Raw genomic sequence first — 21,517 nt, forward strand, 5'->3', positions numbered from 1 at the left:
GTCCTGCCTCCGCCATTATGCTTCTTTTGCCCCCGTCTACCGCAAGGCCGTGCTCGGCGCAAAGCCCGACTTTTCCTTTGTCGCGGGCTGGCCTATCTACGGGGCCGCATATTCGGAAAGGACCCTGGCATGGCCGAAACGTTCCGCCTTACCCTTGGACAGCTCAACCCGACGGTGGGGGACCTGCCGGGCAACGCGGCCAAGGCCCGGACGGCCTGGCAGGCGGCGCGCGACGCCGGGGCGGACATGCTGGCTTTGCCCGAGATGTTCATCACCGGCTATCAGACGCAGGATCTGGTGCTGAAGCCCGGCTTCACCCGCGACGCCATGGCCGAGATCGAGACCCTGGCGCGCGACTGCGCCGAGGGGCCGGCCATCGGCATCGGCGGCCCGCTGGCCGAAGGCGACCGGCTTTACAACGCCTATTGGATCCTGGCCGGGGGCAAGGTCGTGGCCCGCGTGTTGAAGCATGTTCTGCCGCACAAGCAGCTTTTCGACGAATGGCGGCTGTTCAACTCGGGCCCGGTCAGCGGCCCCTATCGCATCGGGCCGCTGCGCATCGGCAGCCCGATCTGCGAGGATGCCTGGTGGCCCGAAGTCACCGAAACGCTGGCCGAGACCGGGGCCGAAATCCTGCTGGTGCCGAATGGCAGCCCCTATCACCGGGGCAAGCTGGACTTGCGCATGGGCCACATGGTCGCCCGTGTCGTCGAAAGCGACCTGCCGCTGATCTATCTGAACTCGGTCGGCGGGCAGGACGATCAGGTCTATGACGGGGCCAGCTTCATCCTGAATCCCGGCCCAGATGGCGGGGCGGTCAAGGTGCTGCAATTGTCGCCCTTCGACGAGATGGTCGAGCATGTCGATTTCCAACGCACGCCCGATGGCTGGCGCGCCGTTCCGGGGCAACTGGATCACCAGCCCGACGAATGGGAACAGGATTACCGCGCCATGACCGAGGGACTGCGCGACTACATGCGCAAATCCGGCTTCCGCAAGGTGGTGCTGGGCATGTCGGGCGGCATCGATTCGGCGCTGGTCGCCACGATCGCCAGCGATGCCGTCGGCGCCCAGAATGTGCGCTGTGTGATGCTGCCCAGCGAATATACCTCAAAGGAAAGCCTGGACGATGCCGCCGATTGTGCCCGTCGGCTCGGCGCACGACTGGATACCGTCCAAATCGACGGCGCGCGCGATGCGGTCGGGGACGCGCTTGCCCACCTGATGGCAGGCACGACGCCCGACATCACCGAAGAGAACATCCAGTCGCGCCTGCGCGGCGTCATGCTGATGGCGATTTCCAACAAATTCGGGGAATTGCTGCTGACGACCGGCAACAAGTCCGAGGTCGCGGTCGGCTATGCCACGATCTATGGCGACATGGCGGGCGGCTACAATCCGATCAAGGATCTTTACAAGACCCGCGTGTTCCAGACCTGCCGCTGGCGGAACGCGAACCACCGCGACTGGATGATGGGCCCGGCGGGCGAAGTCGTGCCGCCGCGCATCATCTCGAAGCCGCCTTCGGCCGAACTGCGTCCCGACCAGAAGGACGAAGACAGCCTGCCCCCCTATGAAGTGCTGGACGCGATCCTTGAGGGACTGGTCGAAAAGGATCTGTCGCTGAAGGACCTGGTTGCGCAGGGCTTCGAGCCCGAGACGGTGAAGCGGGTCGAGACGTTGCTTTATGGCAGCGAATGGAAACGCTTCCAGTCCGCGCCCGGCCCGCGCATCTCGACCAAGGCCTTCTGGCTTGACCGCCGCTATCCGCTGGTCAATCGCTGGCGCGACCGCCTTTAGGGGCGGGACGCGTCAGACGACGACTTCCATCGGCGCCTGCTCGCCCGTGCCGAAGACGCGGCGATAACGCTCGACCTCGTCGCGGGGGCCGGTCGCCTTTTCCGGGTTGTCCGACAGCTTGACCGTCGGGCGCCCTTCGGCCGCGACCGCCTTGCAGACCAGCGAAAAGGGCGCAAGCCCGTCGCCCGGCACCAGCCCGCGCAGATCGTTCGTCAACAGCGTGCCCCAGCCGAAGCTGACCTTGGCCCTGCCCCGGAAACGGTGGAACAGCTCCTCGATCCTTTCGACATCCAGCCCGTCCGAGAAGATGATCAGCTTTTCGCGCGGATCCTCGCCCCGGCTTTTCCACCAGGCGATGGCGGTTTCGGCCCCGACGGCGGGATCGCCGGAATCGATGCGGATACCGGTCCACTTGGCCAGCCAGTCGGGTGCCTTGGCCAGGAACGACTCGGTCCCATAGGTGTCGGGCAGGATGATGCGCAGGTTGCCCTCGTGCTCTTCGTGCCAATCCGCCAGCACGCGATAAGGGGCCTGGCGCAGCTCATCTTCGGTATCGGCAAGCGCGGCATAGACCATGGGCAGTTCATGGGCGTTGGTGCCGATGGCCTCGATGTCGCGGCGCATGGCGATCAGGCAGTTCGAGGTGCCGATGAAGCGCTCATCCCCCAGCCCCTCGATCATGGCCTGCACGCACCAGTCCTGCCACAGGAAGCTGTGCCGCCGCCGCGTGCCGAAATCGGCGATGCGCAGCTCTGGTCCAAGCTCGCGCAGCCTTTCGATCTTTTCCCACAGCCGCGTCATGGCACGGGCGTAAAGCACCTGCAGTTCGAACCGGCCCATTTCCTTCAGGATCGCGCGCGAGCGCAGCTCCATGATGATGGCCAGCGCGGGAATTTCCCACAGCATCACCTCGGGCCACTTGCCTTCGAAGGTCAGCTCGTATTGCCCATCCCTTTTTTCCAGGTGATAGGCCGGCAGGCGCAGATTCTCGAGAAACTCCATGAAGTCCGGGCGGAACATCTGGCGCTTGCCGTAAAAGGTATTGCCGCGCAGCCAGGTGCTTTCGCCCCGCGCCAGGGACAGCCCGCGCACATAGTCAAGCTGCTCGCGCAGCTCTCCCTCGTCGATCAGCTCGGCCAGCCGGACTCGGGTCGTGCGGTTGATCAGGCTGAAGGTGACGTTCGTGTCGGGGCTGTTGCGAAACACCGACTGGCACATCAGCAGCTTGTAGAAGTCGGTGTCGATCAGGGATCTGACGATCGGGTCGATCTTCCATTTGTGGTTATAGACCCGCGTCGCGATATCGACCGTTGGCGTCATCATATCAGGCTGATCCCCGCTTCGCGCATCTTGATCCGGGCCGTCTCGCGCGAGCCGTTCAGGTCGATGGCCCGCGTCGCATCCTCGATCACGGTGACTTCAAAGCCCTGATGGATCGCGTCCAGCGCCGACCATGCCACGCAGAAGTCATGCGCCAGGCCAACGAAGTACAGTTTCTCAAGGTTGCGTTCCCGCAGATATCCGGTCAGCCCGGTCGGCGTCCGGCCGTCATTCTCGAAAAAGGCGGAATAGCTGTCGATCGTCGGGCGAAAGCCCTTGCGGATCACGGTTTCCGCGCGCGAGCGGTCCAGCCCCGGATGGAATTCCGCGCCGGGCGTCCCGATGACGCAATGCGCGGGCCACAGCACTTGCGGGCCATAGGGCATCTGGGTCAGGGAAAACGGCATCGCGCCGGGGTGGTTGTCGGCAAAGCTGGTATGGCTGGCAGGGTGCCAGTCCTGCGTCAGGATCACGCTGTCGAAATCCGCCATCATCTCGTTGATCGGGGCGACGATCTCGTCCCCCCCTGCGACAGCCAGCTTTCCGCCGGGACAGAAATCGACCTGCAGATCGACCACGATCAGGGTTTTTGTCATTGGGGCCCCCTCCTCTTTTCACGTTGTCGTAGGGTCCTGCCGGGGGGGCGTCAATGCCGACGGGTTGAATGGCGCGCAAAGCGGACTTAATCCCTGCGCATGATGATCGTCGCAGCACTTTACCATTTCACCCGCTTTTCCGACCCCGCAAGCCTGCAGGGGCCGCTGGCGAAACTTTGCTGTTCGCTGGGGGTCCGTGGCACCCTGCTGCTTGCCCCCGAGGGGATCAACGGCACCATCGCGGGCACCCGCGAAGGTATCGACGCGGTCCTGGCGCATATCCGCGCGTTGCCCGGATGCGCGGCGCTGGACTGGAAGGAAAGCCCCGCGCAGACCATGCCCTTTGGCCGGATGAAGGTCCGTCTGAAGCGCGAGATCGTGACCATGGGCCAGCCCGATGTCGACCCGCTCGCCTCGGTCGGGCATTATGTCGAGGCAAAGGACTGGAATGCGCTGATCAGCGACCCCGATGTCGCCGTGATCGACACCCGCAACGATTACGAGGTCGAGATCGGCAGTTTTTCCGGCGCCGTCGATCCGGGAACGAAGACCTTCCGCGACTTCCCGGACTGGTGGCGCGAGAATGCGCACCGCTTTCACAACAAGCGCATCGCGATGTTCTGCACCGGCGGCATCCGCTGCGAGAAATCGACCAACTTCCTGCTGGGCGAAGGCGTCCCCGAGGTCTTTCACCTGAAGGGCGGCATCCTGAAATACCTTGAGGATGTCCCCGAGGCCGAAAGCCTGTGGCAGGGCGAATGCTTTGTCTTCGACAAGCGCGTCAGTCTGGGTCACGGGCTGAAACCCGGGCAGCACGAACTGTGCCACGCCTGCCGCCGCCCGCTTTCCCCCAAGGATCGCGACCACCCGGACTATGAGGAAGGCGTGTCCTGCCACCGCTGCGCATCGGAATATGACGAGGCAGACCGCGCCCGCTTCCGCGAACGGCAGAGGCAGGCGGATCGGGGCGAGTGCTTCGGCGAGGGGTGATCCGCCTGCGGCGCGTCCAAAGGGGTTGGGGCCGGTCGGAACGACCGGCCCGCAAACCTTATTTCACCTGACCCAGACGGCCCGCGGCGATTGCGGCCATGTTCAGGATGTCGTTGACCGATGACCCGGTCGAGCAGATCTGGATCGGCTGCGGCACGCCGGTCAGGATCGGGCCGATCACCGTCGCGCCCGCGACCTCTTGCAGCAGCTTGACCGAGATCGAGGCCGAATGGCGCGCCGGCACGACCAGCACGTTCGCCGGGCCGGTCAGGCGCGAGAACGGGTATTTCGCCGCCTGCGACGGGTTCAGCGCCACATCGACGGTCATCTCGCCCTCATATTCGAAATCGACCTTGCGGGCATCCAGCACCTCGGTCGCATGGGCCATCTTCACAGCGCGCTCGCTGACCGGATAGCCGAAGTTCGAGAAGGACAGGAAGGCGACCCGCGGGTCCAGACCCAGCCCGCGCGCGACATGGGCGCCACGGGTGGCGATGTCGGCCAGATCCTCGGCCTCGGGCCATTCATGGACCAGCGTGTCGCCCATCAGGATGACCCGGCCCTTGTGCAGGACCGCCGTGATGCCGACCGCACCATCCGCCGGGGTCACGTCGAAAACCCTGCCGATCTGCGCCAGCACATGCGCGTTCTTGCGCGTGGCCCCCGTCACCAGCCCGTCGCCATGCCCATGCGCCAGCATCAGCGCGGCAAAAACGTGGCGGTCGCGGTTGGCCAGCTTGTTGATATCTTCGCGGTCCAGCCCCTTGCGCTGAAGGCGCGCGTACAGCGTCTCGTGATACTGGTCGAGATGGCGCGAGTTCGAGGCGTTGACGACCGTGATCTCGCGCACCGCATCGCCCATGCCTGCGGCTTCCAGCTTTTCCTTGACGTCGGCTTCGCGGCCCACGACCAGCGATTGGCCCATGCCGCCACGCTGCCAGGCGACGGCGGCGCGCAGCACGCGGGGATCGTCACCCTCGGCAAAGATCATGCGCGCCTGCGCCTGACGGGCGCGGGCGTGGATACCCTGCAGGACGGCGGCGGTCGGATCCATCCGGGCCTTCAGCGACTGGACGTACCCTTCCATGTCGATGATCGGGCGGCGGGCGACGCCGGTTTCCATTCCCGCCTGCGCAACGGCGGGCGGCACGACATGGATCAGCCGCGGATCGAAGGGCGTCGGAATGATGTAGTCGCGGCCGAATTGCAGCTTGCGACCATAGGCCACCGCCACCTCGTCCGGCACGTCCTCGCGCGCCAGCGCGGCCAGTGCCTGCGCGCAGGCGATCTTCATCTCGTCATTGATGGCGCGTGCGTGGATGTCCAGCGCGCCGCGGAACAGATAGGGAAAGCCCAGGACGTTGTTCACCTGGTTCGGATAGTCCGAGCGCCCCGTCGCCACGATCGCGTCGGGGCGGACTTCATGCGCCTCTTCCGGGGTGATCTCGGGATCGGGGTTCGCCATCGCGAAGATCACCGGGTTCTCGGCCATCGACATGACCATGGCCTGCGTCACCGCGCCCTTGGCGGAGACACCCAGGAACACGTCGCAGCCCTTCATCGCCTCGTCCAGCGTGCGCAGGTCGGTCTTCACCGCATGGGCCGATTTCCACTGGTTCATGCCCTCGGTGCGACCCTGATAGATCACGCCCTTGGTGTCGCACATGATGCAGTTTTCGTGCCGCGCGCCCATGGACTTGAGCAGTTCCAGACAGGCGATCCCGGCAGCGCCCGCGCCATTCAGGACGATCCTGACGTCCTCGATCTTCTTGCCCGACAGTTCCAGCGCATTGATCAGCCCCGCCGCGCAGATGACCGCGGTGCCGTGCTGGTCGTCGTGGAAGACGGGAATGTCCATCAGCTCTTTCAGGCGCTGCTCGATGATGAAGCATTCCGGCGCCTTGATGTCTTCAAGGTTGATCCCGCCGAAGGTCGGCCCCATCAGCCTGACCGCATTGATGATTTCGTCCGGGTCCTCGGTATCCAGCTCGATGTCGATGGCGTTCACGTCGGCGAAGCGCTTGAACAGCACCGCCTTGCCTTCCATCACTGGTTTCGAGGCCAGCGCGCCAAGATTTCCAAGACCCAGGATCGCGGTCCCGTTCGAGATGACGGCGACCATGTTGCCCTTGACGGTGTAGTCATAGGCGGTTTCGGGGCGCGCGGCGATCGCTTCGACCGGAACGGCGACCCCCGGCGAATAGGCCAGCGACAGGTCGCGCTGGGTGGCCATCGGGGTCGAGGCGACGATATCGTATTTGCCCGGCCGCGGTTCAAGGTGATAGGCCAGCGCCTCCTCGGGCGTGATCCTGGACCGGCGGGGGGTGTTGTCGTCGCTCATGCGATGTCCTCCTGATTTTTCGCCTCCTTAACGGAGCGTCAGGCCGGGCAGAAGAGCATAAAATTGCTGCAATGCAGCCAGAATCAATGCAGCAGCGCAGCGGAAATGACGTCGCGATGCATCATCAACGCGGTGCAGCCCCCCGCGACCGCCAGCGCGGCCATGACCAGATCGTGGCGCGGATCCCAGGCCTGATGCCGCCGCGCCAGCCAGACAGAAACGGGATAGCACGCCAACTGCGCCAGCGCTTGCCCGGCCAGCATCCCGGTCAGCCCATAGAGCCAGGCCCCGACCAGCACGAGCGCGAAATACACCAGGGCGCGGCTGGATTGCAGCACGAAGAAGCCGCGGGAATCCCCCGCCGCAAGCGCCGCGCATTCATAGTTCAGCGGGATCACCAGCAGCATCTGGATGCAGGCGATGGCAACCAGGATGCCCCCCGCCCTTTCATAGCGCGCATCATACAGGTGGTTGACGAGCCAGGGGCCGATCAGCGCCAGCGTGATCGCAAGCAGCACAAGCACCAGGGTGAAAACCGCGCGCACGCGCATCAGGGTGCGCCGGTTCTCGGCGCTTTCGCCCGGCGGGTGCTCGCGATAGACCGAGATGAACAGCCGACCCGACATCGCCGTGCCCAGGACGGCCGGCACGGTCGCCAGGAACTGCCCGATATTGTAGATCCCCAGATGGTCCAGCGTCAGCACGCGGCCCAGCACCAGCCGGTCGCCCTGGAACAGCAGGTAGCCGCAGATCGTGCTGAAGAAGATCCACTTGCCGAATTTCACGATCTCGTCGCGGGCGGCCTTTTCCATGCGGAAGCGGTCGATATGGCCCGGCAACATGTAGTGGAACATGGCAAGCTGGACGAAGGCACCCAGTACGTTGCCCCAGACCAGCGCCCAGACGTTGCGCAGGATCAGCGCCGCCACGATGGTGATCAGGATGCCGATCAGCTGGTTCGACAGCTCCAGCATCGTCAGGCGACCGACACGCAGATGGCGCGCGGCGGTGTCGATGCGGGTCGGGAAAAAGCCCCCCACCACCATCGAGATGGCCGCAGTCGGAAACACCCAGGCAAAGGCCGGCGCGTCATAGAACAGCGCGAGCGGCCAGGCAAAGATCACCGCGGCCCCGAAGATGATGAAGCCGCGGACCACCTTGATCGTCCAGGCCGTATCCAGAAAGGCGGGGTCGTCGCCCCGCTTGCTTTGCATGATCGAGGGGCCAAGCCCCATGTCGCTGAACATGCTGAGCCCGATCAGGAAGCTGGAGACCAGCGCCATCAGCCCGAAATCATCCGGGCTGAGGATCCGGGTCAGCACCAGGTTCGACGCCAGCCGCAGGATCTGGCTGACCCCGAAATTCGCGACCGACCACGCCCCTGTGCCCATCGCGCGCGCGGCGAAGCTTTTGGTCTTGGGTTCGACCCCGGCGGCGGGGGCAGCGGCCCCGGCCGCTCCGCCCTCGTCGGTCATGAGCCCAGCCTCTCCGTCCCGGTCGAGACCATGCCGGGCGACGGCAGGCCCGGTATCTTGCCGATCAGCCACAGCGCCACGAACAACCCCACCACAAGCAACACCGCCATATACACGATCTTCAGACGCGCGATGCGGATTTCGCGGCGACTGGGACGATAGGTAAGTGATACCACGGGTTGGGTGCCGGTTGCGCGCGCAAACTGGCTGCTGCGGCGCAGGACGGGGTTGAGAAGCTCCAGCGCAAAGGCAAGGCCGAACGAGGCGGCGAAGGTCGCGAACAGCCCCAGAACCGCGCTTTTCTTGCGGTTCGACATGGCCGCGTATTCCGGCGGCAGGGCGCGTTCCAGCAGCACGAAGCGCTCGGCCTGGTCGTTGTCCATCAGCATCTGCTGGGTTTCGACCTGGGCAAGCTGGCGCGAGATTTCAGCGTAGCGATCCTGCAAGCGGCGCTGTTGGCGGGTCATGTTCTCAAGATCGTGGGCGATCTGCGGCATCTCGGCGCGCGCCTTCTCGATCTCTTCGCGGCGGTGCTGGATCGCCTGTTTCTGCACGTTAAGCTGCCGAAGCTGCTCGTCCAGCAACTGCATGTGCTGGCGCACCATGTCCGACACCGCCTGCCCGCCCGAATTCAGCCGCTTCAGGCTTTCCTCAAGCCGCTTGATCTCGGGGTGCTCGGGGGCAAGGGTCCGGCGCGCCTGTGCCAGTTCAACTTCGGCGCTGCGGATCTGCTGGACCAGCGAGGCCGAGGATCGTCCGTTGTTGTCCGCGCTGCCCGTCTCCAGCGTCAGCTGGTCGCGCTGCAGGGCCATGATCTCGCGGTCGAGGCTGTTCTCGGCCTCGTTCAGCTGGGTCGATTCGGACTGGATGTATTCCTGCGAACTGGGCAGCGCGTCTTCGTTCTTGGAACTGAACTCGGCCAGCTGGCGGTCGGTATCGGCAAGCTCGGCGCCAAGCCGGGTTTCCTCGGTCGTCAGGTATTGGCGGGCCTCGGTGATCCGGGCCTGACGGTTCTCGCGGTCGCGGTTGACCACGCTGTCGGCGAAATCGTTGGCGATCGCCGCCGCCATCTCGGGCGTCCCGGCCTGCGAAGTGATGACGATCGCGGCCAGAGACATGCGCGATTCCGATGAAACGCCCGGCGTGGTGATGCTTTCGATCCGGGTCGAGACGCGCACCGCCGCGATCTTGTCGCTTTCGCTCAGGCCGGGCGTGTCCTCGAACAGGTGCAGACGGTGGATGACGTCAAGGATGTTGGTGCGCGCCATCAGCCGCTGCTCGATCAATTGCACCCGGCGCGAGGCCGGAAGCGAGGCGTCGCCGCCCCCGTCGATGGCCGCCGGGGTCTCGATCTGGATCACGGCCGAGGATTGATAGACCCGCGGCGAGGTCACGATCTTGTAGAACGAGACAAGATTGCCCAGCACGATGATGGTCAGCACCAGCGGCAGGCGCCGCCATATCATCGAGACGAGGTCCGGCAAGGATTGAATTGGTCCCAAAGCTGGTATCCCTGTCTCGTCTAGTCGTCGGATTTGTTCAGGACGACACCCATGATCGGGGGCATGTCCTGCAAGAGTCGGGTCGCCTCGGCCATGTCCGCGGCGGTTCCCTTGCGGCCATCCGCGATCAGCAGGACCGCATCTGCCAGCGGCAGCGCCGCAAGCGCGCTGTCCCCGCCCAGAAGCGCGGCGACATCCATGATCTCGATCGCCTGCGGCGCATGGGCGGCGAAGCTTTTCAATGCCACCGCGAAATCGGCATCCTGCAAAATCTCGGCCGCATCCGCCTCGGGGGATTCCGGCGCGACGACGGACAGGTTCGGCGCCTCATCCACGATCGAGAGCAGGTCCCCGAAGGACCGCTTCTGGCGCAGCATCTCGGACATGCTGTCGGCGCCCGGGATCCCCAACCGGCGCGAGACCTGCGGATCGGCCAGGTCAAGGTCGATCAGCATCACCTGGGTATGCTTCTGGCGCGCCATGGCCACTGCCAGGTTCACCGCGACGAAGGTGCCGCCTGCACCGGGCGTCAGCGGCACCACCGCCAGACGCCGCCACTGGTGCTTGCGCATCTCGCGCAGGACGCGGGTGCGCAGCAGGTTAAAGCGCGCGGCTTCGGCCTTGGCGTGCTTTTCGTCGTCGGCGGTGCGGGCAGCCTCGCGCCGTATGAACTTGCTGGACACGTGCTGGCCGGGCGGGCGGGCGACTATGGCCCGCGTCTGCGGGCTGTCCTGCGTCTTTCCTGTCTCGGCCTGCAAACTGTGGCCCCTCTGCCGCTGGTAAATCATCCCCGCCAGACCCTGCCCTGAGGCCGATGACTAAGGCGTCAGCGCCATGCTAACGTCCCGCTCATGAACCCGACAACTGAAATCACGCCCCCCGGTGGCTATTACAACCAGAACGGCGCGGCTGTTCTGCCACAGCAGGTCGTCGCCATCGCCATTGGCCGGAACGAGGGCGAGCGGCTGATGCGCTGCCTGCGCTCGCTTCTGCCTCAGGTTGACCGCGTCATCTATGTCGATTCGGGGTCGACCGATGGCAGCGCCCTGCGCGCCGCCGAACTGGGGGCCGAAGTCGTGCAACTGGACATGGCGACGCCCTTCACCGCCGCGCGCGCCCGCAATGCCGGGGCCGCGCGCGCGCCGGACGCCGCCTTCCTGCAATTCGTCGATGGCGATTGCGAGGTCGAGACGGGCTGGATCGCGCATGGGCTTGCCGCGCTTCTGGCCGAACCGCGACTGGGCGTCGTTGCCGGTCGACGGCGCGAACTGCACCCCGAGGCGTCGATCTATAACCGCATCTGCGACGTGGAATGGAACACGCCCATCGGTCCGGCACGCGCGGTCGGTGGGGACATGCTGGCGCGCGGCGCGGCGATCCGCGAAGTCGGCGGCTTCGATCCCGGCCTGATCGCCGGGGAAGAGCCCGAGATGTGCCTGCGCCTGGCGCGCGCCGGATGGGGCATCCGCCGGCTGGATGCGCCGATGACCATCCATGACGCCGCGATGACGCGGCACGCACAATGGGCGCGGCGAGCGCGCCGGTCGGGGCATGCTTTCGCCGAGGTCTCGTGGCGCCATCGCGCCGGGCCCGAGGGCTTCTGGAAGCGCGAGACCCGGCGCCCGCTGTTCTGGGGCGTCGCCCTGCCGCTGATCATCCTGGCCTGCGCCTTGCTGACGCCCTGGGCCTGGCTTTTGCTGATGGCCTATCCGTTGCAGATCGCGCGGATGGCGCTGCGCGACCCGCTGCCACGGGACCGCTGGACACGCGCCGCATATACCCTGCTCGCCAAGTTCCCCGAGGCGCGGGGCGTGATTGAATTCCACCTCCGCCGACTGGTCGGTCGGCGTTCCGGGCTGATCGAATACAAATGAACGCGTGCTCTGTCCTGATCCCGGCGCATGACGAGGCGGGTTATATCGATGCCTGCCTTGCCGGCCTTCTGTCGCAGGACCATGCCGGCCCGCTGCAGGTGATCGTCATCGCGAACGGATGCCGCGACGACACCGCCGACCGCGCGCGCGCGCGCATCCCCGATTTCGCCGCCCGTGGCTGGGTCCTGCAAGTCGAGGAACTGGCCCAAGGTGGCAAGATCGGCGCGCTGAATCACGGAGACGCCTGCGCCGCGCCCGGAATCCGCATCTATCTGGACGCCGACATCCGCCTGTCCCCCGGGCTGGTATCGGGGCTGGTCCGGGCGCTGGACGTTCCCCAACCACGCTATGCCGGCGGACGGCTAGTCGTCGCCCCGGCGCGCAGCGCGGTCTCGCGCCGCTATGCCCGCTTCTGGCAAAAGCTGCCCTTCGTCGCGCAGGGCGTCACGGGTGCGGGCCTGTTTGCCGTCAATCCCGCCGGCCGGGCCCGCTGGAGCGAGTTTCCGCAGGTCATCTCGGACGACACTTTCGTGCGGCTGCAATTCGACGAAGCCGAGCGTATCCTTGTCGATGCCCCTTACGATTGGCCCATCGTCGAAGGCTTCGGCCCCCTGGTCCGCGTCCGCCGTCGCCAGGACAAGGGCGTGGCCGAGATCGCTGAGCGCTATCCCGAACTTCTGGCCCATGCGGGTCATACCCGCCCCGGCCGATCCGAAATCGCCCGCCTTGCCATTTCTGATCCATTCGGTTTTGCAACCTATACGGCAGTTGCCCTTGCGGTGCGGCTGGGGCGTAACAACCAGGAATGGGCGCGCGGACGTTAGCGCAAAGAATCACTTGGCTTGGGAATTACGGCGGCGTCACGCGGCGTTCACATCAACTTCCGGCTGCAATCACGAACCAGGGGCCATTGTGCAGCCGATAGCGACTTCCGCGTCCGAAATTGCGCCGCAAGTCATTGGATTCCAATAAACCTATCCTTTTGGGCAGGACGGCGTTTCGATCTAGTTTTATTAAAAGGCAAGGCTATACTGCCAGTGTCCCGTTTAATGTGCCCTTGTACCGATTACAGTAGGTTAACGAATGCAGCGCACCGTCGACTTTTCTTCATCTGATTTGAATTCCTGTTCATCGGTGCTGCAGAATCTGCAAGGCACCTCGGTTGAACCTATCGGAACCCGCTCGTTTTACGCCCGTTTCGTAAAACGTCCGCTCGACCTTCTGGCGATCCTGGTTTCATCCCCGATCGTCATTCCCGTGGTCACCATCCTTGCCCTTGTCATCCTGATCCAGGGCGGGAAACCTTTCTATACCCAGATGCGCGTCGGCCAGTCCGGCCGCAGCTTCCGCTTGTGGAAACTGCGCACGATGGTCCCGAATGCCGATGCGCGTCTGGCCGAATATCTGGCCACCGATGCGGAGGCCAAGGCGGAATGGGACTCGACCCAGAAGCTGAAGAAGGATCCGCGCATCACCAGCTTTGGCCGTTTCCTGCGCAAAAGCTCGCTGGACGAACTGCCGCAGCTGTGGAACGTCCTGCTTGGCGACATGAGCGTCGTCGGCCCGCGTCCGATGATGCTGGACCAGGCTCCGCTGTATCCCGGCGCGGACTACTACTACCTGCGTCCCGGGGTCACCGGGCTCTGGCAAATCTCGGATCGCAACGACAGCACCTTTGCCGCCCGGGCGACTTTCGATGCGCATTACGCCGCCGGGTTGAGCCTGCGGGGCGATCTGTCGATCATCACGAAAACGGTCGGGGTGGTTCTGCGCTGCACCGGCTACTGACCGGCACCAACAGAAAAGCGCGTCAGCCGTGGCTCACGCGCTTTTCGTTCAATTCTGCGCAGCGAAATCTGCGCCATGCCACGAACAGGGTCGCCGCGGTGCCGCTGAGGGAATAAAGCAGCAGCGCCGACCAGAACGACAGGCCAAGGACAACAGTCCCGCCGATCGTGCAGATCGCGGCAATTGCAACTCCAATGGCTAGCACTCCGCTCAGCTCAACCTCCACTTGCTCTGGGCTCTACGATACCAATACTCCCAATTGATCGGAGAATCGCCAAGCTTTTATTCCACCGCAGCGGATGAAAGGATCAATTTCGCTCAACTAAGCGTAATGATAGGCGCAATCCGGCCCAAAAGGTAACATGGCACCATCCAGCTTGCGGAACTGAGTTTGAAAAAGGCCAAGACGCTGCGAATCGGTTATCTCGTCAACACCTATCCCCGCCCCTCGCACAGCTTCATCCGGCGCGAGATTGCGGCGCTGGAGGCCGAGGGTCTTCATATCCACCGTTTCGCCATGCGGGGCGACCCGGATGCCCTTGCGGACGCAAAGGACCGTGCCGAACATGAGCGGACCGAGCGTGTCCTGGAAATCGGCGGATCGCGGCTGCTGACCGGCATGATCGCGGGAATGGCGGCGGATTGGCGCAAGGCCGGGCGCGTGCTTGCCTTGGTCCGCAGCCGTGTGGCGGCCGGGGAATCCAGCCTTGCCCGGCAACTCATCTATCTGGCCGAAGGGGCACGGATCGCCCGACGTGCGCGAGAGCTGGAACTTGACCACATCCATGTCCATTTCGCCACAAACTCGGCGCGGGTGGCGACCTATGCCCATCTTCTGGGCGGGCCGGGATTCAGCCTGACCATCCACGGGCCCGAGGAATTCGACAACGCCACCGCGCTGGATCTTGGCGGCAAGCTGGCCATGTCGCGATTTTGCGCCACCGTCAGCAGCTTTGGCCGGGCGCAGATGCTGCGTTGGGCGGCGCCCCAGGACCTCGACAAGCTTCACGTCGTCCATTGTGGTCTGGATCTGGATCGGTCCGATGATCCGCCGCCCTTGCCTGAGGGCCCCCTGCACCTGGTCGCGGTGGGCCGCTTTGCCGAGCAGAAGGGGTTCGGCCTGCTGATCCGCGCCTTTGCTCAGGCATTGGACGCCAATCCCCAGATTCGCCTGTCACTTGTCGGCGACGGAGAGTTGCGCGGCATGATCGAAAGCGCCATCGCCCAGCACGGGATGGGCAATTCCGTCCGCCTGCTCGGCTGGCAGGATCAGGCGGGTGTCCGGGCAGCGGTCGATTCCGCCCATGCGCTGGTCACCCCCAGCTTTGCCGAAGGACTGCCCGTGGTCATCATGGAGGCGATGGCCCGCGCGCGTCCCATCATCTCGACCTATATCGCGGGCATCCCCGAACTGGTCCGGTCCGGACAGGAGGGGTGGCTTGTTCCTGCGGGCGATGCTTCGGCGCTGGCTGATGCGATGCTGGATGCTGCAGCGGCCTCTCCCGAAACGCTGGAACGGATGGGGCAATCCGCACGCGCGCGCGTCGCGGCGCGACATGACATCCGCGATTCGGCGCGGCAATTGATCGAATTGTTCACCCAGGCCACAAGCTGACGGCCAGATAATGACCGGCGATGCGCCCCCAGCGCGCCCCGATCAGGCGGTCGCCCAGGCAGGCGCGCACCCTGCCCCGCCGGATCACGGCAGGAACCTCGCTGAAATCAAGCAGACGCCCCGTCAATGGGAACTGGGCCTTGAACATCGCCTCTTTCACGCAAAAGGCCAGCAGTGGATCACCGCAATCGCTGCGAAAGGGCGCAACGACCTCGGCCAGTCCGGGGGGCGGCGTGCGGTGCATCGTCTCGACGTCGACACCGACCCAAGGACCACCGGGTGGAGCGGCGATGGCCACGCAATATTCCCCGCCATGGGACAAGCTGGCGCGGATGCCGGACGGCAGGTCCGGACGTCGATCCGGGCGCATGGCAATCGGCTGCTGGTGGGACAGGACATGCCCCGCCTGGGCGATTGCCTGTCGCAGGACCATGCGCCCCAGCGCAAATTCGCGCCGGCGCTTCGGGACGGCACGCAGGACCGCCTGCTCCTCGGCGGGGGCCAAAGGCTGGGGAACCGCGGTCAAGGGCAGAACCGCGCAGCCATAGCCGGGTGGCATCAGGCTGCGCGCCAGATCCTCCAGCGCCTGCGGCTGGATCATCGACCGCCGCGCAATTCGGCCCGCAGCGCCCGCCGCCGGGCCATCGCATCGCTGGCGGGTGCCGCGGCCGGATCGACCGGGGCGGCGGCTGCCGGCGCGGCCTCGGGCGGATTCGGGACTGTCGCAGGACCCGGAACCGCGGCAGATGGCGCAAGACCTGCCACGTGCCGCAGGAAATCCGCCAGCACCGGGAAGCGGAAGATATCCGTCACCCCCAGCCGTGGCAGGGCCAGCCGGTCGCGTAGCGTGCGGTGCAACTGGATCGCCAGCAGCGAATGGCCACCAAGCGCGAAGAAGTTGTCGCGCGGCGCGATCTGGGCCACGCCCAGAACCTCGGCCCAGATCGCCTGAACCTCGGGCGAGCGATCAACCCCCGCGGCGGCGGGCGTCACGGGCGCGGGCGCGGGCGTCGCCTGGGGCACGGGCGCGACCACCGCCCCAGGCGGGGGCAATTGCTTGCGGTCGATCTTGCGGTTCGGGGTCAGGGGCATCCGGTCAAGCCGCAGGATGCGCCCCGGAACCATATGCGCAGGCAGATGGGTGACCAGCGCCTCGCGCAGCCCTGCTTCCGAAAGCTCGGCCGGACCGGTGACATAGGCGACCAGCCGCTTGTCGCCGGGCGCATCCTCGCGCACCAGCGCCACGACCTCGCGCACGCCGGGCTGCTGACCCAGGGCGGCCTCGATCTCGCCCAGTTCGATGCGGAAGCCGCGCAGCTTGACCTGATGGTCGGCGCGACCGATGTAATCCAGCCCGCCATCGTCACGCCAGCGCACAAGGTCGCCGGTGCGATACATCCGCCCGCCCCAGGGCGCGGCGCGCCCGGTCGGAACGAAGGGGTCCGGGCGGAAAGCCGCGCCGGTCAGATCCTCGCGCTGCCAATAGCCGCGGGCGACGCCGTGACCGCCGATCCACAACTCGCCCTGCGCGCCCGGTGGAACCGGCGCCCCTTCGGCGTCCAGGACGTAAAGTTGGGTATTCGCGATGGGACGGCCCAGCGTGATCTCGGCCGCGTCGGTCACGTCGGCGACCGTCGACCAGATCGTGGTTTCGGTCGGGCCATACATGTTCAGAATCCGGGCGCGTGTTGCCCTGCGCAGATCCGCCAGCAAGGCGGGCGGCAGCGCCTCGCCCCCCAGCATCACGCAGGTCAGCCCCGCCAGCGCCGAGGCGACCTCGGGATCCGAAACCAGAATCCGTCCCATGCTGGGCGTGCATTGCAGATGCGTCACCCGCCAGCGCCGGATCTGCGCGGCGATCGAGAAATCGCCCGCATCCGGTTCGGCGACCTGTGGATTCACGGCAGCACGCAACTCTGCCAGCAGCGGGAAGAAGGCGGTGACCTGATCGGGCGCGATGCCGAAATCGATCAGGCAGGCCACTTCGCCCACGCCGATCGCCTTCAGATGCTCGATCCGTTCAACCCCGTCCTGGACCGAGCCGAACAGGCCGGAATCCTCGAAATAGCGCAGGAAGGCGAATTCAAGGATGCCGTCCAGCTCTTCCTCGGACAGGCTGCCAAGATCGATCGCCATTGGATTGGTCATGCCAGCCGGGCGCCGGAAGGCCGGGAAGTCCCAGGCGTATTGCTTGACCAGGGCCGCCGCGCTGCGCAGATAGTTCTTCATCGGCTCGCGCGCGATTTCCCGCGCGGTTTCGCGGTCGGCGGCCAGGCAGGTATGCAGCATCAGCGTGACGGTGAAATCCGCCGGGTCATGCCCCGCCTCGCGCAGGGCGGCATGATAATCGGCGATCCGCGCGGCAACCGTCTCGATGCTTTGACCCAGCAGATGGGTCAGGACGTTCATGCCAAGCCGACCCGCCTCGATCCAGGTGTCGGGGTTGCCGGCGACGGTCATCCACAGCGGCAATTCGCGCTGCACCGGGCGCGGCTGCGTCACGACGCCGAAGCTGCCGCCACCCGCGCGCGGAAACTCGACCGTCTCGCCCCGCCACAGGCGACGCAACTGGGCGATGCCCGCAATCATCGCCGTCTTGTTGTTCGGAGGCGCGTTTTCCGGGCGCAGCACGAAATCGTCCGGCTGCCAGCCCGAGGCGATGGCCAGTCCCGCGCGACCGCCGGTCAGGTTGTCGATGACCGCCCACTCCTCGGCCACGCGGGCCGGGTGGTGCAACGGCAGAACGCAGCTTCCGGCGCGTACGGCGATGTTCTTTGTCACCGCCGCCACCGCCGCGCCGGACACTGCGGGGTTCGGATAGGGGCCGCCAAAGGCGTGGAAATGGCGTTCGGGTGTCCACAGCGCGACAAAGCCGTTCTGGTCGGCAAAGCGTGCACCGTCCAGCAGAAGCTGGTATTTTTGCGGTCCCGGCCCGTCGTCATTGCCCCAATAGAACAGGCTGAATTCCATCCCGCCGGTCACATCGCGCCGCTTCATGGCAGGCGCATTGCCCGACACGGCCAGCCGCGACTCTTCGCCCGCGATGACCAGCCGCAGCCCGCGGGCGAGCGACCAGAAGATTTCCAGCACCGAGATGTCAAAGGACAGGCTGGTCACCGCCAGCCAGGTGTCGCCGGGACGATGGGGAATGACCGCATCCATGCCCACGAAGAAATTGGCGACGTTGCGATGCTCGACCATGACCCCCTTGGGCCGCCCGGTCGAACCGGAGGTATAGATCAGATAGGCAAGGTTCGCGGGCGTCACCCGTGAAGTGGGCAGCTGCGCCGCGACAGCCGGCACCCCCGAGGCGATGGGAACCGCGTGCGCCCCATGCGGGGGCAAACGGTCGCCCAGCCCCTCCTGCACCAGAACGACCTGCGCGCCGCTGTCCTGCAGGTAAAGCGCGATCCGGTCCGCCGGATAGTCGGGGTCAAGTGGCACATAGGCCCCGCCCGCCTTCCAGATCGCCAGCGCCCCGATCACCAGCTCGGGCGAGCGGCGGGCGAACAGACCGACCGGCTGGTCCGGGCCCACGCCCATGCCGGCCAGCTGCCCTGCCAAAGCGGTCGCGGCACGGTCAAGTTCGGCGCGCGTCAGCGTCCGATCCTCGAAGGCCAGCGCGATGGCATCGGGATCCTGCGTGGCCAATTGCGCGATCAGCTCATGGATGCAGGCCGGATCAAGCGGGACGGCGGTGTCATTGCGGGCGATCAGCAGGTCATCGCGCTCCGCCGGGTCCAGCAGAGACAGTTCGGACAGGCTTGTGCTGTCCGACATGGCAAGACCCGCATCCAGCGCGCGCGCGACCCGCTGCGCCTGCGCGGCACTGACCCGCGCCGGATCATGCAACAGCGCCGCGCCCGAAGGGGTCAGCGCCACCGTCAGGCCCGCTTCCCCAACCGGGGCGATTTCGGACAGGTTGATCGCCAGATCGGGCCGGGCGGCATCGCGCAATTCGGGTGCGCGATGGACAAGATCCGACATGAAATGGCGATGCGCCGCAGCTTCGGCCATTTGGACCTCGATCCCGGCGGCAAGCTCTGCCAGCGTCATTCCCGCCTGCGCGTCGATCGCCAGCGGCTGCCAGCCCGCGACGATCGCATCCTGCGGCAAGCCGACCGGACGCAGCGCCAGATCGAATTGCGACTGGGCGACAAGCCGCGCCAGCAAGGCGGCCGCCAACGCCACGCGATCAGGACCGGCGCCAGGGATCAGGTCGATGCGCGCCACCTGACCCGACCCTTCGCCCGGCAGGACGGCCGGGTTCATCGTGGCAAGCCGCCTGCGCCACCAGCCGTCATGCGGGGCCGCGGCATCGGCCAGCGCAGCAAGGTTTGCGCCATCTTCAGCCGTCAAGGCGGGCAGCACCGTACCCAAAGGCGGCAATTCGCCCCGCACATGCAGGCTGACCGCACCATCCGCGGCGGCAATGGTCACGGTGTCGCCGTCAAGGGCCAGCACCGTTCCCGGTGCGGCGGATGCGGCACCAATGCCTGCGAAGCCCACCACCGGACGCAAGGATCCGTCCGCCAGCCGGATTTTCGCCTCGGTCAACGGGTTCCAGTATCCGCCGTGGTCAAGCGCCCGGACCAGCGCACCAATCTGCGCCGCCGGACGCGCGAAATCGATGACCCCCGCCGCATCGGGGCGCTTGTCGCGCGCCATGTAGCTGCGTTGGGACAGATCCTGTCGCTGGCGCTGCGGGCCCGCGCCCTCAAGCTGGTCGACCACATCCGCAAAGCTTTCCGCCCCGCGGGCAAAGCAGCGGGCGTTCAGCGTCAGGGCAGTGTCATCCTCGCGCAGGTCGAACAGGCGCTGCGCCAGGATATCGCCTTCGTCAACGCCACCTTCGATCATGTGCCAGGTCACGCCATGTTGCGAGGCGCCCGCGTGGATCGCCCAGACCGGCGCGTTCAGCCCCGCCAGCCGCGGCAGCGGACCGTCGTGAAAGTTGATCGCGCCGCGCTGGCCCCGCGCCAGCATCGCGCGGCTGAGGATCGACAGGTTCGCGACGCTGAAAAGCCAGTCCGCCACCGGCGCCCCTTCGGCAAGGGGGGCGTCCTGATCCTCGACCGGCAGGCCCGCACCCTGCGCCCAGGCCTGCAATTCGGGATTGCGCGTCACCACCGCGACGACGCGATGCCCGCGCCCCAACAGCGTCTCGGCCGCGTGGCGCATGAGAAGTTCGTTACCGACCAGAATCGCGGAAAACTGCGTCATGGTTGACCCTTATCGACATGAACAGGCAATGGTTGGCGGCGCAGCGCGTGCCGCGTCAAATGCGACAAATGTCCGGGCGGCAGCTCGGTCCGCCGCCGCTGCAGCAGGCAGCGCAGACCCCACAATGCCGAGCCGCCCAAGACCGCCGCGGTGGCCCAAAGCGCGCCGCCGCGGCCATGATGCTTTTCGAAATAGCGCCGACGGGAATCGTACCAATAATCCGGCGCGCGCTTCCAGGTCTTCATCCCCGTGCTGGCCGAGCCGATATGCTCGACCTCGCTTTCCACGACGTAATGGGTTTCCCAGCCCGCCATCGCGGCGCGACGGCACAAGTCCGTTTCCTCGAAATAAAGAAAGAACCCCTCGTCGAACAGGCCGATGCGATCCAGCACCTCGCTGCGGATCATCATCGAGGCCCCCGCAGACCAGTCCACCCGCCCCGAGATCGGGGGCTGCGGCATGGCCACGACCTTGTCCCGCAAAAGCCGCGTCACCGGACCCGAGCGGCTGGCCGCCTCGAACTCTCCCGCGGCCGAGGGAAAGCGGAAGGCGGTCAGGTGCGGCGCGCCATCGGTGCCGCGCAATCGCGAACAGGCAAGCCCGACTGCGGGATGAGCGACCAGATAATCGCGCAGCACGCGGATCGCGCCGGGCTGCGGGATCGCGTCCGAATTCAGAAGATAGACCAGGTCGGGACGGCGCCCGTCCGGCAATCCCTGGCGGATGCCGTGGTTGTTCCCGGCCCCGAAGCCACCGTTCCAGCCCGATTGCAGCACCGCGACACGACCATCGGCAAGCCAGCCCCGCGCCTCGGCCTCGGCCTGCATCTTTTCGAACGAGCCATCGTCCGAACCATTGTCGACGATGGTGACGCCGCCATCCAGCCCTTCGATCTCGCGCAGGGCGGCTTCGGCGGCGACCAGCGACATGTCCGGGGTGCGCCAGTTCAGCACGACGACCTGCACCGAGGGATTGATCGCCATTACCAGTCCC

At 66.0% G+C, this 21,517-nt stretch carries 16 protein-coding genes; 6 read left to right on the top strand and 10 right to left on the bottom strand.

What is annotated here, in order from left to right:
• The first annotated feature begins 129 nt into the window (after positions 1-129).
• Positions 130-1,800 carry an NAD+ synthase gene (locus RM190_RS00805; protein WP_311757485.1) on the top strand — a complete coding sequence of 557 codons (1,671 nt, stop codon included), beginning with the start codon at positions 130-132 and terminating at the stop codon, positions 1,798-1,800.
• A 12-nt stretch (positions 1,801-1,812) separates the two neighbouring features.
• Here the strand turns inward: RM190_RS00805 and pncB are convergent, their stop codons facing one another.
• Both pncB and pncA read right to left on the bottom strand, forming a co-directional pair.
• Positions 1,813-3,123 (bottom strand): nicotinate phosphoribosyltransferase, encoded by a 1,311-nt coding sequence (gene pncB / locus RM190_RS00810; protein WP_311757486.1) that lies wholly within the window; start codon positions 3,121-3,123, stop codon positions 1,813-1,815.
• On the bottom strand, positions 3,120-3,716 hold the full coding sequence (pncA, locus tag RM190_RS00815; RefSeq protein ID WP_311757487.1) for a bifunctional nicotinamidase/pyrazinamidase: 597 nt from the start codon (positions 3,714-3,716) through the stop codon (positions 3,120-3,122). Before pncA ends, pncB begins: the two co-directional genes overlap by 4 nt.
• Before the next feature lie 99 nt (positions 3,717-3,815).
• Here pncA and trhO point away from each other — a divergent pair, with 99 nt between their 5' ends.
• A complete protein-coding gene (gene trhO / locus RM190_RS00820; protein ID WP_311757488.1) occupies positions 3,816-4,706 on the top strand; it encodes an oxygen-dependent tRNA uridine(34) hydroxylase TrhO in 891 nt (296 codons plus the stop codon).
• Positions 4,707-4,764: 58 nt separating this feature from the next.
• On the opposite strand, the gene RM190_RS00825 is transcribed toward trhO, so the two are convergent.
• The 4 genes from RM190_RS00825 to RM190_RS00840 form a co-directional block, all read right to left on the bottom strand.
• Positions 4,765-7,047, bottom strand: coding sequence for an NADP-dependent malic enzyme (locus RM190_RS00825; protein WP_311757489.1), 2,283 nt, complete (start codon positions 7,045-7,047; stop codon positions 4,765-4,767).
• 83 nt (positions 7,048-7,130) lie between these two features.
• Positions 7,131-8,522: an oligosaccharide flippase family protein gene (locus RM190_RS00830; protein ID WP_311757490.1), complete on the bottom strand. Its 1,392-nt coding sequence runs from the start codon at positions 8,520-8,522 to the stop codon at positions 7,131-7,133.
• Positions 8,519-9,988 carry a GumC family protein gene (locus RM190_RS00835; protein WP_311757491.1) on the bottom strand — a complete coding sequence of 490 codons (1,470 nt, stop codon included), beginning with the start codon at positions 9,986-9,988 and terminating at the stop codon, positions 8,519-8,521. The genes RM190_RS00830 and RM190_RS00835 overlap by 4 nt, the downstream gene beginning before the upstream one ends.
• Before the next feature lie 56 nt (positions 9,989-10,044).
• Positions 10,045-10,782 carry a chromosome partitioning protein gene (locus tag RM190_RS00840; RefSeq protein ID WP_311757492.1) on the bottom strand — a complete coding sequence of 246 codons (738 nt, stop codon included), beginning with the start codon at positions 10,780-10,782 and terminating at the stop codon, positions 10,045-10,047.
• Positions 10,783-10,875: 93 nt separating this feature from the next.
• Between RM190_RS00840 and RM190_RS00845 the strand changes: the two genes are divergently transcribed.
• From RM190_RS00845 to RM190_RS00855, 3 genes are all read left to right on the top strand, one after another.
• On the top strand, positions 10,876-11,898 hold the full coding sequence (locus tag RM190_RS00845) for a glycosyltransferase (protein ID WP_311757493.1): 1,023 nt from the start codon (positions 10,876-10,878) through the stop codon (positions 11,896-11,898).
• Positions 11,895-12,722 carry a glycosyltransferase gene (locus tag RM190_RS00850; RefSeq protein WP_311757494.1) on the top strand — a complete coding sequence of 276 codons (828 nt, stop codon included), beginning with the start codon at positions 11,895-11,897 and terminating at the stop codon, positions 12,720-12,722. The genes RM190_RS00845 and RM190_RS00850 overlap by 4 nt, the downstream gene beginning before the upstream one ends.
• Positions 12,723-13,032: 310 nt before the next feature.
• On the top strand, positions 13,033-13,686 hold the full coding sequence (locus RM190_RS00855; protein ID WP_311757495.1) for a sugar transferase: 654 nt from the start codon (positions 13,033-13,035) through the stop codon (positions 13,684-13,686).
• A gap of 22 nt (positions 13,687-13,708) precedes the next feature.
• Here RM190_RS00855 and RM190_RS00860 read toward each other — a convergent pair whose 3' ends face one another.
• Positions 13,709-13,912 carry a hypothetical protein gene (locus tag RM190_RS00860; protein WP_311757496.1) on the bottom strand — a complete coding sequence of 68 codons (204 nt, stop codon included), beginning with the start codon at positions 13,910-13,912 and terminating at the stop codon, positions 13,709-13,711.
• A 183-nt stretch (positions 13,913-14,095) separates the two neighbouring features.
• Here RM190_RS00860 and RM190_RS00865 point away from each other — a divergent pair, with 183 nt between their 5' ends.
• Positions 14,096-15,301, top strand: a complete 1,206-nt coding sequence (locus tag RM190_RS00865; RefSeq protein WP_390907797.1) for a glycosyltransferase — start codon at positions 14,096-14,098, stop codon at positions 15,299-15,301.
• Here RM190_RS00865 and RM190_RS00870 read toward each other — a convergent pair.
• The 3 genes from RM190_RS00870 to RM190_RS00880 are packed head-to-tail and all read right to left on the bottom strand — an operon-like array spanning position 15,282 to position 21,507.
• Complete coding sequence (locus tag RM190_RS00870) at positions 15,282-15,902, bottom strand: 4'-phosphopantetheinyl transferase family protein (RefSeq protein WP_311757498.1); 621 nt, start codon at positions 15,900-15,902, stop codon at positions 15,282-15,284. The two genes, RM190_RS00865 and RM190_RS00870, sit on opposite strands and share 20 nt — an antisense overlap.
• A complete protein-coding gene (locus tag RM190_RS00875) occupies positions 15,899-20,524 on the bottom strand; it encodes a MupA/Atu3671 family FMN-dependent luciferase-like monooxygenase (RefSeq protein WP_311757499.1) in 4,626 nt (1,541 codons plus the stop codon). The genes RM190_RS00870 and RM190_RS00875 overlap by 4 nt, the downstream gene beginning before the upstream one ends.
• Positions 20,521-21,507: a glycosyltransferase family 2 protein gene (locus RM190_RS00880; protein WP_311757500.1), complete on the bottom strand. Its 987-nt coding sequence runs from the start codon at positions 21,505-21,507 to the stop codon at positions 20,521-20,523. Before RM190_RS00880 ends, RM190_RS00875 begins: the two co-directional genes overlap by 4 nt.
• Positions 21,508-21,517: the final 10 nt, after the last annotated feature.

It is taken from the genome of Paracoccus broussonetiae, from assembly GCF_031854425.1.
Taxonomy (GTDB): domain Bacteria; phylum Pseudomonadota; class Alphaproteobacteria; order Rhodobacterales; family Rhodobacteraceae; genus Paracoccus; species Paracoccus broussonetiae.